General features: G+C 67.1%; 17 protein-coding genes. 5 read left to right on the forward strand and 12 right to left on the reverse strand.

All coding sequences use genetic code 11. The features are described from left to right. The coding region (locus tag CFE35_RS16700; protein ID WP_292932235.1) for a PEPxxWA-CTERM sorting domain-containing protein at positions 1-443 on the forward strand (443 nt) is incomplete at its 5' end. A gap of 36 nt (positions 444-479) precedes the next feature. Here CFE35_RS16700 and CFE35_RS16705 read toward each other — a convergent pair. The 4 genes from CFE35_RS16705 to CFE35_RS16720 all read right to left on the reverse strand — a co-directional run bounded on the left by CFE35_RS16705 (position 480) and on the right by CFE35_RS16720 (position 4,593). Beyond that, positions 480-896: a DUF4112 domain-containing protein gene (locus tag CFE35_RS16705; protein WP_292932237.1), complete on the reverse strand. Its 417-nt coding sequence runs from the start codon at positions 894-896 to the stop codon at positions 480-482. Positions 897-1,013: 117 nt separating this feature from the next. After that, entirely contained in the window at positions 1,014-3,176 is a 2,163-nt protein-coding gene (purL, locus tag CFE35_RS16710; RefSeq protein ID WP_292932239.1) for a phosphoribosylformylglycinamidine synthase subunit PurL, read from the reverse strand. 177 nt (positions 3,177-3,353) lie between these two features. Beyond that, entirely contained in the window at positions 3,354-3,668 is a 315-nt protein-coding gene (locus tag CFE35_RS16715) for a superinfection immunity protein (RefSeq protein ID WP_292932241.1), read from the reverse strand. Between the two features lie 67 nt (positions 3,669-3,735). Next, positions 3,736-4,593: a C13 family peptidase gene (locus CFE35_RS16720; protein ID WP_292932243.1), complete on the reverse strand. Its 858-nt coding sequence runs from the start codon at positions 4,591-4,593 to the stop codon at positions 3,736-3,738. A 110-nt stretch (positions 4,594-4,703) separates the two neighbouring features. Here CFE35_RS16720 and CFE35_RS16725 point away from each other — a divergent pair, with 110 nt between their 5' ends. Next, positions 4,704-6,035 carry an NAD(P)/FAD-dependent oxidoreductase gene (locus tag CFE35_RS16725; protein WP_292932245.1) on the forward strand — a complete coding sequence of 444 codons (1,332 nt, stop codon included), beginning with the start codon at positions 4,704-4,706 and terminating at the stop codon, positions 6,033-6,035. 42 nt (positions 6,036-6,077) lie between these two features. Here CFE35_RS16725 and CFE35_RS16730 read toward each other — a convergent pair whose 3' ends face one another. Beyond that, positions 6,078-7,358 (reverse strand): type VI secretion protein ImpB, encoded by a 1,281-nt coding sequence (locus tag CFE35_RS16730; protein ID WP_292932247.1) that lies wholly within the window; start codon positions 7,356-7,358, stop codon positions 6,078-6,080. Between the two features lie 96 nt (positions 7,359-7,454). Between CFE35_RS16730 and CFE35_RS16735 the strand changes: the two genes are divergently transcribed. Together CFE35_RS16735 and CFE35_RS16740 are read left to right on the forward strand one after the other, a co-directional pair. Beyond that, positions 7,455-8,195: a queuosine precursor transporter gene (locus CFE35_RS16735; protein WP_292932249.1), complete on the forward strand. Its 741-nt coding sequence runs from the start codon at positions 7,455-7,457 to the stop codon at positions 8,193-8,195. Positions 8,196-8,206: 11 nt separating this feature from the next. Then, positions 8,207-9,247 carry a sulfotransferase gene (locus tag CFE35_RS16740; RefSeq protein ID WP_292932251.1) on the forward strand — a complete coding sequence of 347 codons (1,041 nt, stop codon included), beginning with the start codon at positions 8,207-8,209 and terminating at the stop codon, positions 9,245-9,247. 3 nt (positions 9,248-9,250) lie between these two features. Here the strand turns inward: CFE35_RS16740 and purQ are convergent, their stop codons facing one another. The 7 genes from purQ to CFE35_RS16775 all read right to left on the reverse strand — a co-directional run bounded on the left by purQ (position 9,251) and on the right by CFE35_RS16775 (position 12,761). Continuing rightward, positions 9,251-9,916, reverse strand: coding sequence for a phosphoribosylformylglycinamidine synthase subunit PurQ (gene purQ / locus CFE35_RS16745; RefSeq protein ID WP_292932253.1), 666 nt, complete (start codon positions 9,914-9,916; stop codon positions 9,251-9,253). Then, on the reverse strand, positions 9,913-10,143 hold the full coding sequence (gene purS / locus CFE35_RS16750) for a phosphoribosylformylglycinamidine synthase subunit PurS (RefSeq protein WP_292932255.1): 231 nt from the start codon (positions 10,141-10,143) through the stop codon (positions 9,913-9,915). The genes purQ and purS overlap by 4 nt, the downstream gene beginning before the upstream one ends. Positions 10,144-10,237: 94 nt before the next feature. After that, complete coding sequence (locus tag CFE35_RS16755) at positions 10,238-10,942, reverse strand: hypothetical protein (protein ID WP_292932257.1); 705 nt, start codon at positions 10,940-10,942, stop codon at positions 10,238-10,240. 200 nt (positions 10,943-11,142) lie between these two features. Continuing rightward, positions 11,143-11,793 carry a hypothetical protein gene (locus CFE35_RS16760; protein WP_292932259.1) on the reverse strand — a complete coding sequence of 217 codons (651 nt, stop codon included), beginning with the start codon at positions 11,791-11,793 and terminating at the stop codon, positions 11,143-11,145. A gap of 73 nt (positions 11,794-11,866) precedes the next feature. Continuing rightward, the gene (gene grxD, locus CFE35_RS16765) at positions 11,867-12,196 is read right to left on the reverse strand and encodes a Grx4 family monothiol glutaredoxin (protein ID WP_292932261.1); all 330 of its coding nucleotides are present in this window, start codon (positions 12,194-12,196) and stop codon (positions 11,867-11,869) included. Between the two features lie 12 nt (positions 12,197-12,208). After that, positions 12,209-12,439 (reverse strand): BolA family transcriptional regulator, encoded by a 231-nt coding sequence (locus CFE35_RS16770; protein ID WP_292932262.1) that lies wholly within the window; start codon positions 12,437-12,439, stop codon positions 12,209-12,211. Positions 12,440-12,443: 4 nt separating this feature from the next. After that, the gene (locus CFE35_RS16775) at positions 12,444-12,761 is read right to left on the reverse strand and encodes a DUF1476 domain-containing protein (protein ID WP_292932264.1); all 318 of its coding nucleotides are present in this window, start codon (positions 12,759-12,761) and stop codon (positions 12,444-12,446) included. A 225-nt stretch (positions 12,762-12,986) separates the two neighbouring features. On the opposite strand from CFE35_RS16775, the gene purC reads away from it, so the two are divergent. Next, positions 12,987-13,766: a phosphoribosylaminoimidazolesuccinocarboxamide synthase gene (purC, locus tag CFE35_RS16780; protein WP_292932266.1), complete on the forward strand. Its 780-nt coding sequence runs from the start codon at positions 12,987-12,989 to the stop codon at positions 13,764-13,766. Positions 13,767-13,781 lie beyond the last annotated feature (15 nt).

Below are 13,781 nucleotides of genomic sequence, written 5' to 3' on the forward strand. Positions count from 1 at the left end.
CCAACAATGTCGCTGATGGTGCCACCCAGGGCTTTGCCGGCTTTGATTCGTCGGGCATGGGCTATGATCGCATCACCATCACCAACAATTCGATCGCCGGACTCTATCCGCAGGGTATCGCGTGCTACAATTGCCGTGACAGTCTGGTGTCGGGCAATGTTGTGACATCGCTGGCGGGGGCACAATGGCGAGTCAGTGTGAACGTTGTCGGTGGCAGCAACAATATCGTCACCAACAACAGCATCGGCCCGGTGAACAAGGCATTGGCGACGCCGCTGATCTATTATTCCGTGGTGCAAACGGCAACCGGCCCGGAACTGGTTGTCGATGGTCTGGCGGTCGCTGATGTGCCGGAGCCGGCGGCATGGCAGATGTTGCTGATGGGGTTTGGCATGATCGGCGGAGCGGTTCGGCACCACAATCGCCGGTTGGCGCGCGGCTAAAATTGCCGGTGCCGCGATGCCGGCACCGTCATGGCCTCATCGCTGCGCCGGTTCGGCAACCAGCTGCGTCCGATCGATATGCCGCCGGATGAGCCGCAAATTGCGGGAATTGGAACGGTACAGCAGGTCGAAGACATCGCCGGCGAGTGGCAACGCGCCCAATGCCGTGTCGATCCCGACATTGGCCAGCATGCGCGCCTGGGTCCATTTCGACAGCCCGAGATTGCGGGCTTCCCAGACCAGATAAAGCCCCATCAGCCCGGCAATGGCATCGCCCGCCACCGGCAACAGGCCGATGATGGCGTCGAGGCCGAAGGGCCGGTTCAGGCCAGGTATGACGAAGGCGCGCTCGAGCAGGGTTTCGAACAGGGTGATGCGCTGGCGGACAGCCGCCGCGTCGGTGCCGATCAGGCGGCGAGCGGCATTGCGGTCAAGGGCATAGGTGGCGGCCATCGGGCGGGGCATACTCCGGCGACGGGCTGTCGCTGGAGTCAAGTGGCCCGGACGCGGTGGAATTCAAGATCGGCCCTTGCCGTCATCCCGGGTCAAGCCCGGGATGACAGATGGTTTCTAGATTTCGCCCTTCATCATCGCCGGCAAGGCGCCGTCATTCGCCGCGCGCAGGGCCGCGAGCGTCACCCCGGCAACGGTGTCGCCGCCGGTGGTGCCGAGCCGGCGGGCCGATACGCCGACGGTCGGCGGTGCATCGCCGGGCGTGGTGACGATATAGCGGCCCTGGCCTTCGCCGAACGCCGTGCCCGCATCGGGGAGGGCGTCGGCGACCAGCCTCACGCCGATGTTGCCGGCCAGCGCCATCTTCGCCAGCGCCACGAGCACGCCGCCGCCCGACACATCATGCACCGCTGTCACGGCGCCGGCAGCGATCAGCGCGGCCACGGCTTCGCCCGCGGCGCGCTCGGCCGCAAGATCGACGGCGGGTGGCGGGCCCTCTTCGCGGCTGTGGCATTCGCGCAACCACAGCGACTGGCCGAGATGCACACTGTCGACGCCGACCAGCCAGACGGCCTCGCCTTCGCCCTTGAAGCCCATCGTCATCTGCCGGGTGTAATCGGCGATCATCCCCACCCCGCCGATCGCCGGGGTCGGCAGGATCGCGCTGCCGCCACCGGTGGCGCGGCTTTCATTGTAAAGACTGACATTGCCCGACACGACCGGATAGTCGAGCGCGCGGCAGGCCTCGGCCATGCCCTCGATGCAGCCGACGAGCTGGCCCATGATCACCGGGTTCTGCGGGGACCCGAAGTTCAGGCAGTTGGTGATGGCGAGCGGCTTTGCACCCACCGCAATCAGGTTGCGCCAGCTTTCGGCGACGGCCTGCCTGCCGCCCTCCACCGGGTCGGCGAAGCAATAGCGCGGGGTGCAATCGGTGGTGATCGCCAGCGCCTTTTGTGTGCCATGCACGCGCACCACGGCGGCGTCGCCGCCCGGGCGCTGCAACGTGTCGGCGCCGACCATGTGATCATATTGTTCCCAGATCCAGCGCTTCGAGGCGAGGTCGGGGCAGGCCATCAGGGTCAGCAGGTCGGCGGCGATATCGGTCGATTCCGGCACATCGGTCAGCGGTGCGCGCTGCGGCGTCGGCACATGCGGCCGGTCATATTTCGGCGCTTCATCGGCCAGCGGCCCCAGCGGAATGTCACCGACGATCTCGCCATGGAAGGTCATGGTGAGGTTGCCGCCGGCGACGACTTCGCCGATCACCGCGAAATCCAGCTCCCACTTCTTGAAGATGGCTTCGGCAAAGGCTTCGCGGCCCGGCTTCAGCACCATCAGCATGCGTTCCTGCGATTCGGACAGCATCATCTCATAGGGCAGCATATGGGTTTCGCGGCACGGCACCTTGTCGAGATCGAGCCGGATGCCGACGCCACCCTTTGACGCCATTTCGACGCTGGAGGAGGTGAGGCCGGCGGCGCCCATGTCCTGGATGGCGACAATGGCGTCGGATGCCATCAGTTCGAGACAGGCCTCGATCAGCAGTTTCTCGGTGAACGGGTCGCCAACCTGTACCGTCGGGCGCTTTTCCTCCGACGATTCGTCGAACTCCGCGCTGGCCATGGTGGCGCCATGGATACCGTCGCGGCCGGTTTTCGACCCGACATAGACGACCGGATTGCCGATGCCGGCGGCCGCCGAATAGAAGATCTTGTCCGCCCTGGCGACGCCCACCGTCATCGCGTTCACGATGATGTTGCCGTTGTAGGCCTTGTGGAAATTGGTCTCGCCGCCGACGGTCGGCACGCCGACGCAATTGCCATAGCCGCCGATGCCGGCGACGACGCCCTTGACCAGATGGCGCATCCTGGGCGCGTCGATCTCACCGAAGCGCAGCGCGTTCATGTTGGCAACCGGCCGTGCGCCCATGGTGAAGACATCGCGCAATATGCCGCCGACGCCGGTGGCGGCGCCCTGATAGGGCTCGATGAAGCTCGGATGGTTGTGGCTTTCCATCTTGAAGATGGCGGCGTCACCGTCGCCGATGTCGATGACGCCGGCATTCTCGCCGGGGCCGCAGATCACCCAGGGGGCTTTCGTCGGCAGCTTAGACAGATGGATGCGCGAGGATTTGTAGGAACAATGTTCGGACCACATCACCGAAAAGATGCCGAGTTCGAGCAGATTGGGCACCCGGCCCATGCTGGCGACAACGCGCGCATATTCGTCCGGCGTGAAGCCATGGTCGGCAACGATCTGGGGCGTGATCTCGGTCATGCCGCGGCGATAGCGAAGCTGCGCCGCCAAGTCGAGAAAGCGTTGGTGCCCGCGAGAGTCGATTGCGTTTAAGAGGAGTCGGCACCGGCCCGCTCCCCCGCCCGGCCCCCCATATAGTACAATGACGTGGGTGGCCGGGCGGGGGCGCGGGCCGGTGCCGCCCTGACGCAATCGATGTTATTGCCGCGTCAGCGTATAAGCGGTGGTGGCAATCCCGATGCTGACCAGCCCGACGACGATGGCGATCAGCCGGCCGCGGTTCTGGCTGTCGCCGACGAAGCGGTTGATCACCGAATCATTGCGCTGGCCACCGATCGCCCAGGCCATCAGCGCCCCCCAGAGCAGGAAGGAAAAGATCGACAGGATGTTGAGCCGGCCGATCAGCTGGCGTTCCGGGTGCCGGCGGGCATAGGCGATGATGGCGGGGATGAAGTTCAGCAGCAGCCCGACGACCAGGCCGATGCCGAGCGCGAGCATGTTGGTCTGGGTCATCGTCGGCACCTTTCCATGCAACTGTATTATGCGGATAACATAGTTACGGCGCCGTCATGGTCAAGCGTCAGCGGCCCTCGTTCCACAGCGCCTGCATGTCGCGGCCGACCTGCGCCGCCGGCCGCGACGGCGTGACCTTCAGCCGGCGTTCCTCGGCAGCGATGCGCGCCTGCGCGGCCGCGAACGCCGCCGCCAGCGACTGCGGCTTCGCCAGTTCGGCGAGCAGGGTTTCGCCGAACAGCGTCAGCTCGCGGCTGTCGTCACAGCCAAAGCTGGTGCGGTCGGGCGCTGCCGCCGCGATCATGATCGTCGTCGGGCTGGCCAGCGCCGGGAACCAGCTGGCGCCGAAACAGGCCGAAACGATGATGATGCGGCGGCGCAGCCCAGCCTTGTCGAGCGCCGCCGCCAGGTCAGCGGCGGTCAGGTCGGCGAAATCGAGGCCGGGGGCGTCCATCTGGATATTGGCGCTCTCGCCGCCGTGCGAGGCCAGATAGACGATGACCGTGTCGTCGGCCCGCGCCCGCCGGCCCAGCCCGGCCAGCGCCAGCCTGACGGTTTCGCGGGACGCCAGCGTGCCGCTTCTCGCCTGCGCTGCCGTGTTGCTGAGGATCAGCGCCGGGCCATGATGGCGGGCGGTCAGCACCGCTGCCGCGCGCCGCGCCTCGCGGTCGAAGATCGCCTGCCAGCCGCTGCCGCCGACCGCCAGCACCGGCATGTCCGCGGCGGGCGCATGTGGCGGCAGCCGGGCGATGGCGGCGGCGATGCGCTCCGGCTGCGCCATTGCCGCATCGCCGGTGAAGACATCGTCGAACGTCCTGACCACCCGCGCCATGGCGGCTTCGGCCTCGCTCTGCCGGCGCGGCGCGGCGGTGCTGGAACTGGCGAGCAGGGTGAGCAGCAGCAGGGCAAATATGGGCGAACGCATTGGGGGCTTGTGCCGCAAGCGAGCGCGGGTGTCACCGGGGGCGAATTCCCCGCTTGGGCTAAGCGCCGGCTGCCGTTAAGGGTGCAGTGCAGCAATCGAAGGGCGCGTTGATGCCACGCACACGGGCAGACGGAAAAAAGACGCAGATCGTCGTCGTCGGTGGTGGCGCCGGCGGCCTCGAACTCGTCACCAGATTGGGCGGGCATCTGTCGCGCGACGATTTCGACATCATCCTCGTCGACCGCAACCCGACGCATATCTGGAAGCCGCTGCTGCACGAAGTCGCCGCCGGCTCTTTGGACGCCAATCTCGATGAGGTCGGCTATCGCGGCCATGCCTATCGCTGGGGCTATCGCTATTTCGATGGCGCGCTGGAGGGCATTGATCGCGAGGCCAAGCAGATCATCGTCGCGCCGATCAAGGACGAGGACGGCAGCGAGGTCATCGGCCGCCACCGCATCCGCTATGACTATCTGGTGATGGCGGTGGGCAGTGTCTCCAACGATTTCGGCACGCTGGGGGTGAAGGAGCATTGCCTGTCGCTCGACAGCCGCGCCGATGCCGATCGCTTCCGCCGCCGCCTGCTCAACCAGTGCCTGCGCGTGTCGCGGATCATGACCCAGGACCCCGCGGCCGATGCCTATGCCCGCGTCGCCATTGTCGGCGGCGGCGCCACCGGGGTCGAACTCGCCGCGGAACTCTATTCCGCCGCCACCGCGCTCGGCTTTTATGGTCTTGAAGTGTTCGACGAAAAGCGCCTGCAGGTGACGCTGATCGAGGCCGGGCCGCGCATCCTGCCGGCTCTGCCCGAAAAGCTCGCCGCCGCCGCCACCGCCGAGCTGGAAGCGCTCGGCGTGCGCGTGCTGACGGCGACGCAGGTGACGTCGGCCACCGCCGATGCCATCGTCACCCGGGATGGCGAGACGATCCCGGCCGATCTGAAGGTCTGGGCCGCCGGCGTGAAGGGCGCGCCGTTCCTCGCGCAGATCGGCGGGCTGGAAACGACCCGCAACAACCAGCTCGTCGTCGGCCCGACGCTGCAGACGACGCTCGATCCCAGCATTTTCGCCATCGGCGATTGCGCCTATTATGTGCCGGAAGGGGAGGGCAAGCCGATCCCGCCGCGCGCCCAGGCCGCGCACCAGATGGCAACGACCGCCTATCACAACATCCGCGCGCTGATCGACGGCAAGCACCTCAGGCACTTCGATTATCAGGACAAGGGCTCGCTGGTCAGCCTTGCCCGCTACACCACGGTCGGCAGCCTGATGGGCAATCTCGTCGGCGGCCGCATGGCGATCGAGGGCCGGCTGGCGCGGCTGGTCTATACGTCGCTCTACCGCATGCACCTGATCGCCATCCACGGCTGGATCAAGGGGCTGTCATTGTTGCTGGTCGGCCATGTCAACCAGGTGGTGCGGCCGAAGCTGAAGCTGCACTGATCGCCTCTCTCCCGCTTGCAGGGAGGGAGAGGGAAAGGAACCTCACTCCCGAAACTCCGCCAGTTCCGGAATCCGCGTGAAGGCTATCCGCGGTCCCGAAGATCGCGACGCCCCCGCCGCATCGTGACCGATCGTCACCGCATCCCGGCCGAAGCGCTGGTTGACCTTGTCCATCGCCTGGCTCAGCGCCAGCCGCCGCGCCTCGGCGCGCGGGTCGAGCGCGGCGCCGCCGTCGAACAGATGCATCTGCACGGCATCGGCGGCGCCCAATTCGCCCAGCGTCACGGCCACCTGCAACAGGCGATGATTGCCGAATTCAGCCAGCATCCGCGCCCAGAGCGTATCGAGCGTCCCCAGCAGCGTCACCGTGTCCATCACCTGCGGCAGACGCTGGGCGGCGTGCCATTTGCCGCCCTTCACCCCGTCACGGCCCTCCGCCTTCACCGCCAGCACCAGCAGCCCGGTGCGCTGGCCGGCGCGGCGCAGGCGGGTGGCGGCCTTGGCGAGCAGGCGCCGCGCCACCAGCCGGGCGCGCTCCGGCGGGCGCTTGTCGGGGCCGAGGACATGGCTGTGGCCGATGCTGCGCGTTTCCGTCGCCACCTCGGCCAGATCGGCACCTTGCAACAGCCAGTGCATGCGTGTCCCCCAGACGCTGCCCCACACCAGCCGCGCCTCGCGCACATCGAGGGACAGCAGCCGCTCCATCGTCACCACCCCGGCGGCGGCCAGCCTGCGCTCCATGTTGCGGCCGACGCCGGGAATGTCGGACAGCTTCAGGGTCGCCAGCCGTTCGGCGAGCGTCGCCGCTTCCAATATGGTCAGGCCGTCTGGCTTCTGCATGTCGGCGGCCATCTTGGCGAGCAGCCGGTTGGGGGCGACGCCGATCGAACTGGTCAGGCATTCGCCGACATTGGCGCGGATGCCGGCCTTGATGCGCGCTGCCAGCGCCGTCACCGCCGCCCGGCTGTTCTCATTGTCCATCAGCCGGCAGGCGACCTCGTCGATCGAACAGACGGCGGTGACCGGCACGTGCCGCTCCACCTCGGCGATGATCGCATGGTGGTAGCGGACATAATCCTCATGCCGGCCCGGCACGATGACCAGGTCGCGGCACAGCGCCTTCGCTTCCCAGATCTTGGTGCCGGTGCGGATGCCATAGGCCTTGGCCTCATAGCTTGCGGCGATGGCGCTGGTGCTGTCGGTATCGACCGGCGCCACCACCACGGGGCGGCCGCGCAGGGCCGGATTCAACTGCTGCTCAACGCTGGCAAAATAGCTGTTGAGATCGAGATAGAGCCAGCGAAGGGGCGGCGACTCGGCCATATGTTCAGCATAGCACAATCGGAACGAAATAAGAACATAACGCCTGCGCCATTGCAGCGCTTGCCAGCCGCGCAGCGCCTTGCGAGACAGGGCCGCATGAGCCCGCGCGATCCCAGCATCACCGCCGTCACCGCCGACAGCCTGTCGGGGCGGCAACTCCGCTATTATGACTTCGCCATGGCGGCGTTCGCGGTCATCCTGATCTGCTCCAATCTCATTGGTGCGGGCAAGCGGGCGACCTTCACGCTGCCCGGTTTCGGCCCGGTCATCTTCGGCGCCGGCATTTTGTTCTTCCCGCTGGGCTATGTGCTCGGCGATGTGATGACCGAGGTCTATGGCTATGCGCGGGCGCGGCGCGTCGTCTGGGTCGGCTTCGCCGCTTCGGCCTTTGCAGCGGCGATGTCGTGGGTCGTCGTCCACATGCCGCCGGCGCCGGGCTGGGACGGGCAGGCGACGCTGGCCGCGGTGTTCGATCCGGCACCGCGCATCTTCATCGCTTCGATCATCGCCTTCTGGGCCGGGGAGTTCGCCAACAGCTTCGTCCTCGCCCGCATGAAGGTGCTGACCAAGGGCCGGATGCTGTGGACGCGCACCATCGGCTCGACGGTGGTGGGGCAAGGGGTCGACAGCCTGATCTTCTACCCGCTCGCCTTTCTCGGTGAATGGGAGACGTCCGCGGTCGTTCAGGTGCTCATCACCAATTACCTGCTGAAGGTGCTGTGGGAAATCGTGCTGACCCCGGTCACCTATCGCGTCGTCGCCTGGTTCAAGCGCGCCGAGGGGCTGGACGTCTATGACGACGGCACCGACTTCACGCCCTTCACCACCAGGGTCTGAGCCCCCCGCGCATGGAGCGGCCGATCTTCATCACCGGCGCCGCGCGCTGCGGTACCGAGCTGGCGCGCTCGCTGCTCAACCGGCACCCGCTGATCCATATTGCCGCCGAATCCCATTATTTCGACGACCCCCGCCCGCGGCTGGCCGATGCCGCGGCGCCGACGGCGGCCGAGGCGACGGAACTGCTGGCCTATTTCCGGCGCATCGGCCGGCATGGCTATGGCCTGCCGCTGGACGATGTCGATGCGGGCGCAGACGCCGCGTTACGGGCGGCCTGGCAGGCGGAAGGGCCGGGCGCCGATGCGCTGTTCGCCGCCTTCTGCCGCCGCCAGGCCATGGCCGCCGGCAAGCCGATCTGGGGCGAAAAGACACCGCGTCACCTGTTCCGCGCCGCCGACATCTTCGCGGCCTTTCCCGGCGCCCGCCTCATCATCTGCCTGCGCGATCCGCGCGGCGCCGTCGCCTCCTACCGCGACTGGCGCAACAACTGGTTCGACCGCGGCAGCATCGATGCACAGCTCCGTGCCGGGGTGGAGCGCGAGGAAGCCCGGGTCCGCCGCTCCTACAATCTGACCGTCACCACCCTGCTCTGGCGCGCGGCGGCGCAGGCGGCGCTGGCGACCCGGCAGCAGTTCGGGGTGGAGCGCGTGCTGGTCGTGCGCTTCGAATCGCTGCTCGCCGCCCCTGAAAGCGAAGTCCGCCGGCTGACCGACTGGCTGGGCGTGGCCTATGATCCGGCGCTGCTCGACATCAGCCGCGTCAACAGCTCCTATGCCGGCGGTGCCGCACAGACCGGCCTCGATACCAGCGTCGGCGACCGCTGGCGCCAGCGCCTGACTCCGGGGGAAGCCGCCTATATCGCCTGGCTTACCGGCGATGCCATGGCCAGCCTGGGCTATGCCGGGACGCCGGCGCGGCCACCGCTCGGCCAGCTGACGCGCGAACTTGCCGCCCTGCCGCTGGCACTGGCGCGCATCCTGGCGGCGAACCGGTCGCGCATCGGCAACCTGCCGGCGTTCCTGTCCGCGCGCCTGCAGGCGCTGCGCACCTGAGCCTCAGCCCAGTGCGGCGTTCAGCGCCTCGAACATCCGCCGGCCATCGGTGCCGCCCTGTTCGGCCTCGATCAGCCGTTCCGGATGGGGCATCAGGCCCAGCACATTGCCGGCGTCGTTGATGATGCCGGCGATGTCGCGGGCGGAGCCGTTCACCGGCTCGGCATAGCGGAACACCACCCGGCCTTCGCCCTCCAGCCGGTCGAGCGTGTCGGCATCGGCGACATAATTGCCGTCATGATGGGCAACCGGAATGGTCAGGCGTTCGCCGGCGGCATAGCGGGCGGTGAACATGGTCTGGGCATTGTCCACAGTCAGCGCCACATCGCGGCAGACGAAATCGAGGCCGGCATTGCGCATCAGCGCGCCGGGCAGCAGCCCCGCCTCGGTCAGCACCTGGAAACCGTTGCAGACGCCCAGCACGGCGCGACCCTCCCCGGCGGCGGCGATCACCGCCTGCATCACCGGCGAGCGCGCGCTCATCGCGCCGGAGCGCAGATAATCGCCATAGGAAAAGCCGCCCGGCAGCGCGATCAGGTCGAGCCCGGCCGGCAGTGTCGTTTCGCCATGCCAGAGCATCAGCGGCGCCGTGCCGGTGATGCGTTCGATCGCCACCGCCAGGTCGCGATCGCAATTCGATCCCGGAAAGACGATGACCGCCGCCTTCACAGCAGCTCGATCCGGTAATTCTCGATCACCGTGTTGGCGAGCAGCTGCCGGCACATCGCGTCGATGTCGGCCTCGCTGGTGCCGTCGGCCAGATCGAGCTCGATCAGCTTGCCCTGCCGCGCGCCGACGACACCGGCAAAGCCGAGGCCGCCCAGGGCATTCTGGATGGCACGCCCCTGCGGGTCGAGCACGCCGGGTTTCAGGGTGATGGTGATGCGGGCTTTCATGGGGCAGGCCTTTACGGGCGGCGGCGCGGAAGGGCAAGCGGCGGCGGTATCGGAGCGGCGAAATGGTTAACGGGCGTTTACAAATTGACAAAGTTTACACATCGGGCGGTCGCCACGAGTCATTCGAGACCCTGGCCCAATATTCCGGCGTGCGCGGATCATCGAAATGCTCGGGGTTCGCCGGCGCATTCAGATCGTGATGCGGCGGCAGTTTGGCGATATCCTCCGGTGACAGCAATTCCTCCAGCAGGCCCTCGAAATTCTCCAGCGCCAGCGATTCGGCCGTCGGGGTCGGCCGCCGGTCGGCAAATTCGTGCGACATGTCGCCGTTGCGATGATGGGCAAGGCGGTTGATCTGGGCGCGAAGTTCGTTGACGGCGCGGGTGTGGTGGCGCTTTGCCTCGGCCTCGAACCGCGCTTGCGCCTGCGCCCGGGCGCGGGCGGCGCGGTCCATCACCAGGGCAACCAGCCGCGGCGAACAGGGCTTGTGGCGGACGATGCGCACATCGTCGCGTTCATAGACTTCGGTTTCGCCATGGATGACGCGCTCCATGACGCTCTCCTCCACCCGGCGCCAGGCCTCCGCCATCGCCATGTCCCAGGCCTGGCGAAATTGCCCCGCATCGGGGTGGCGGCGCATCGCATAGGCCGATTGCCGGCTCATCCCCACCCGCCGCACCGCCTCGCTCAACGATCCGGTATCGATCAGCGCCTGCAGGAATTCGCGCTGTCGCTCGGCTGTCCAGCCGTCGAGGCGCTGGGTGGCGGGAACGGGCGGCGGGGAGGGGGGCGTGTCCATGGCCGGCGTTATAACCGATATGGATAGTTGTAGGACAGGCCCCAACTTTCCTCTCCCGCCTGCGGGAGAGGCGACTCGCCCTCTTGGGCGAGCGGGTGAGGGTGTCCTTTTCCGTGACGACACGCGGGGACACCCTCACCCGGGGCGCTGGCGCGCCTCTCGCCTCTCCCGCAAGCGGGAGAGGCGAGAATGGGAGGGCGTCAGCGCAGTTGCAGATAGACCACGGCCGCCGCGGTGGCGCTGGCGATGGAGAACAGGGTCGAGATCGCCGCCGTCACCAGCGCGGCGACAAAGCCGCCGACGGCTTTCAGCCCGACCAGCGTCAGCAGCGAGCCCAGCGCGGCGCCGACGCCGCTGGTCAGCACGCTGGCGCCAAGGATGAACAGGATGGCGAGGACCAGGAACAGCATCAGCGTGCCGCCATGGCCATTGGTCATGTCCCAACTGCGGCGCAACATGGCAAGGGGGCCGAGCCGTTCGACCGTCGCCACCGGCACGATGACGAACAGCCGCGCCAGCAGATAGAGGCCGGGCACGACCAGCAGCGCAAAGCCGATGCCGGTCGGCAAGGCGCTGATCAGCACGGCGGCCAGATAGGCGGGCAGCACCGCGAACGCCGTGCCCAGCGCCTGGCGCGCGGTGACACCGGGGCTGGCGACCAGTTGCGCCACTGCCAGCTGGGCGATGGTGCCGATCAGGCCGGGGATGACCAGCAGCTGCAGGGCGATGGCAGGGGTGAAGCCGGCCATGTCCTTTGGCTGTTCGGGGCCGTAGAGCGTGACGACCATGTTGACGAGCAGCGTGAACGGCGCCGCGACGGCGAACAGCATCCAGCCATCGCGGCGCAGCACCGCGATCGTGTCGCGCCAGAGGCTGGCGCTGGTCAGCGGCGTGGTCGGGGGATTGGGAATGGCCGGGGTCCGATCAGGCGCTGCGGCTGATGCCGGCGGCTTCGATCATCGCGGTCAGTTCGCCGGCCTGGTACATTTCCATCATGATGTCGCTGCCGCCGACGAATTCGCCCTTGATGTAGAGCTGCGGCACCGTCGGCCAGTCGCTGTATTCCTTGACGCCCTGGCGGATTTCCGGATCGGCGAGGACATCGACGCCCTGGAAGGTCACGCCGACGCGTTCGAGGATGGCGACGGCGGTCGAGGAAAAGCCGCACTGCGGAAACAGCGGCGTGCCCTTCATGAACAGCACGATGTCATTGCCGGTGACGAGCGATTCGATGCGGTCGTGGGTGGTGGTCATGGCATTGATCCTTCAGGCCGGAATGGTGGTGAGTTTCAGCGCGTGCAGCACGCCGCCCATGCGGCCGCCCAGCGCATTATAGACCAGCTGGTGCTGGCGCACACGCGGCAGGCCGGCGAACTGCGCCGCCGTCACGACGGCGGCATAATGATCGCCATCGCCGGCGAGATCGGTGATCTCCACCACCGCACCGGGCAGGGCGGCGGTGATCGCGGCGGTAATGTCTTCGGCGGCCATCGGCATGGGGTTACAGGCTTTCCATGATCTGGCGACGCGCCTCGGCGGCCTGTTCGGCGAGCGCCGCGCGAATATCGGCTTCGGTCACGCCATCGTCGGCAAGATCGGCGACCAGCTTCCTGACCACATCCTCGTCGCCGGCTTCTTCCAGATCGGCGAGCACGATGGACTTGGCATAGTCGGCGGCGGCATCGCCTTCCAGGCCCAGCTTGGCGGCGGCCCACAGCCCGACCAGCTTGTCACGCCGCGCCGCGACCTTGAACTGCAATTCGGCATCATGCGCGAACTGGTTTTCAAAGGCGTTCTCGCGGTCGTTGAAAGTCGTCATGGCTGGGGGTCCTGAAATGGCGTTCGCTGTTCAGATAGAGCGGCGGCGCGGCGGGTTCAATGCGCAACCGCCGCAACGCCAGACATTGTAAGAACCGGCCCGCTTCGCTATGGGCAGGGCTTGCCGCCCCGGCTGCGCTCGACAAGGGTGCCGTCGGGGCGTAGTTTTCCAACCCAACCCCAGCCGCGTCCGCCCAGCCCGGGGCCGACGATCAGGAGACCAGGCATGACGCGCCGTCGCCAGATTTACGAGGGCAAGGCCAAGATCCTCTATGAGGGGCCGGAACCCGGCACGATCATCCAGTATTTCAAGGATGACGCCACCGCCTTCAACGCCCAGAAAAAGGGCACGATCAGCGGCAAGGGCGTGCTGAACAATCGCATCTCGGAGCATCTGTTCACGCTGCTCGCGACCATCGGCATCCCGACGCACTTCATCCGCCGCCTGAACATGCGCGAGCAGCTGGTCCGCCAGGTCGAGATCGTGCCGATCGAGGTCGTCGTGCGCAATGTCGTCGCCGGCAGTCTCGCCAAGCGCTTCGGGCTGGAGGAAGGGACGGCGCTGCCGCGCACCATCCTCGAATATTATTACAAGGACGATGCGCTCGGTGATCCGCTGATCACCGACGAACATATCGCCGCCTTCGGCTGGGCCAGCCAGGAGGAAATGCACGACATTGCCGACATGGCGATCCGGGTGAATGACTTCATGGCCGGGCTGTTCGCCGGCGTCGGCATCCGGCTTGTCGATTTCAAGCTGGAGTTCGGCCGGCTGTTCGACGGCGATTTCAGCCGCATCATCCTCGCCGATGAAATCAGCCCCGATGGCTGCCGGCTGTGGGACATGAAGACCAACGAGAAGCTGGACAAGGATCGCTTCCGCCGCGACCTGGGCGGCGAGGTCGAAGCCTATCAGGAGGTCGCGCGTCGCCTCGGCCTGGTGCCGGAAGGCGATGATTCGGCCGTGCTGGACCTGGAAGAGCACCGGAAGACGCGCGGCAAATAGGGCGCCCGGCGGCGC

The organism is Novosphingobium sp. PASSN1, from assembly GCF_002278815.1.

Bases quoted from the DNA above. Each gene is read 5' to 3' on its own strand.
- CFE35_RS16725 (WP_292932245.1), top strand. From the start codon at position 4,704: ATGCCACGCACACGGGCAGACGGAAAAAAGACGCAGATCGTCGTCGTC.
- purS (WP_292932255.1), bottom strand. From the start codon at position 10,143: ATGAAAGCCCGCATCACCATCACCCTGAAACCCGGCGTGCTCGACCCG.
- CFE35_RS16715 (WP_292932241.1), bottom strand. From the start codon at position 3,668: ATGACCCAGACCAACATGCTCGCGCTCGGCATCGGCCTGGTCGTCGGG.
- CFE35_RS16775 (WP_292932264.1), bottom strand. From the start codon at position 12,761: ATGACGACTTTCAACGACCGCGAGAACGCCTTTGAAAACCAGTTCGCG.
- CFE35_RS16770 (WP_292932262.1), bottom strand. From the start codon at position 12,439: ATGCCGATGGCCGCCGAAGACATTACCGCCGCGATCACCGCCGCCCTG.
- CFE35_RS16720 (WP_292932243.1), bottom strand. From the start codon at position 4,593: ATGCGTTCGCCCATATTTGCCCTGCTGCTGCTCACCCTGCTCGCCAGT.
- CFE35_RS16740 (WP_292932251.1), top strand. From the start codon at position 8,207: ATGGAGCGGCCGATCTTCATCACCGGCGCCGCGCGCTGCGGTACCGAG.
- purL (WP_292932239.1), bottom strand. From the start codon at position 3,176: ATGACCGAGATCACGCCCCAGATCGTTGCCGACCATGGCTTCACGCCG.
- CFE35_RS16730 (WP_292932247.1), bottom strand. From the start codon at position 7,358: ATGGCCGAGTCGCCGCCCCTTCGCTGGCTCTATCTCGATCTCAACAGC.
- purC (WP_292932266.1), top strand. From the start codon at position 12,987: ATGACGCGCCGTCGCCAGATTTACGAGGGCAAGGCCAAGATCCTCTAT.
- CFE35_RS16755 (WP_292932257.1), bottom strand. From the start codon at position 10,942: ATGGACACGCCCCCCTCCCCGCCGCCCGTTCCCGCCACCCAGCGCCTC.
- CFE35_RS16735 (WP_292932249.1), top strand. From the start codon at position 7,455: ATGAGCCCGCGCGATCCCAGCATCACCGCCGTCACCGCCGACAGCCTG.
- grxD (WP_292932261.1), bottom strand. From the start codon at position 12,196: ATGACCACCACCCACGACCGCATCGAATCGCTCGTCACCGGCAATGAC.
- CFE35_RS16705 (WP_292932237.1), bottom strand. From the start codon at position 896: ATGGCCGCCACCTATGCCCTTGACCGCAATGCCGCTCGCCGCCTGATC.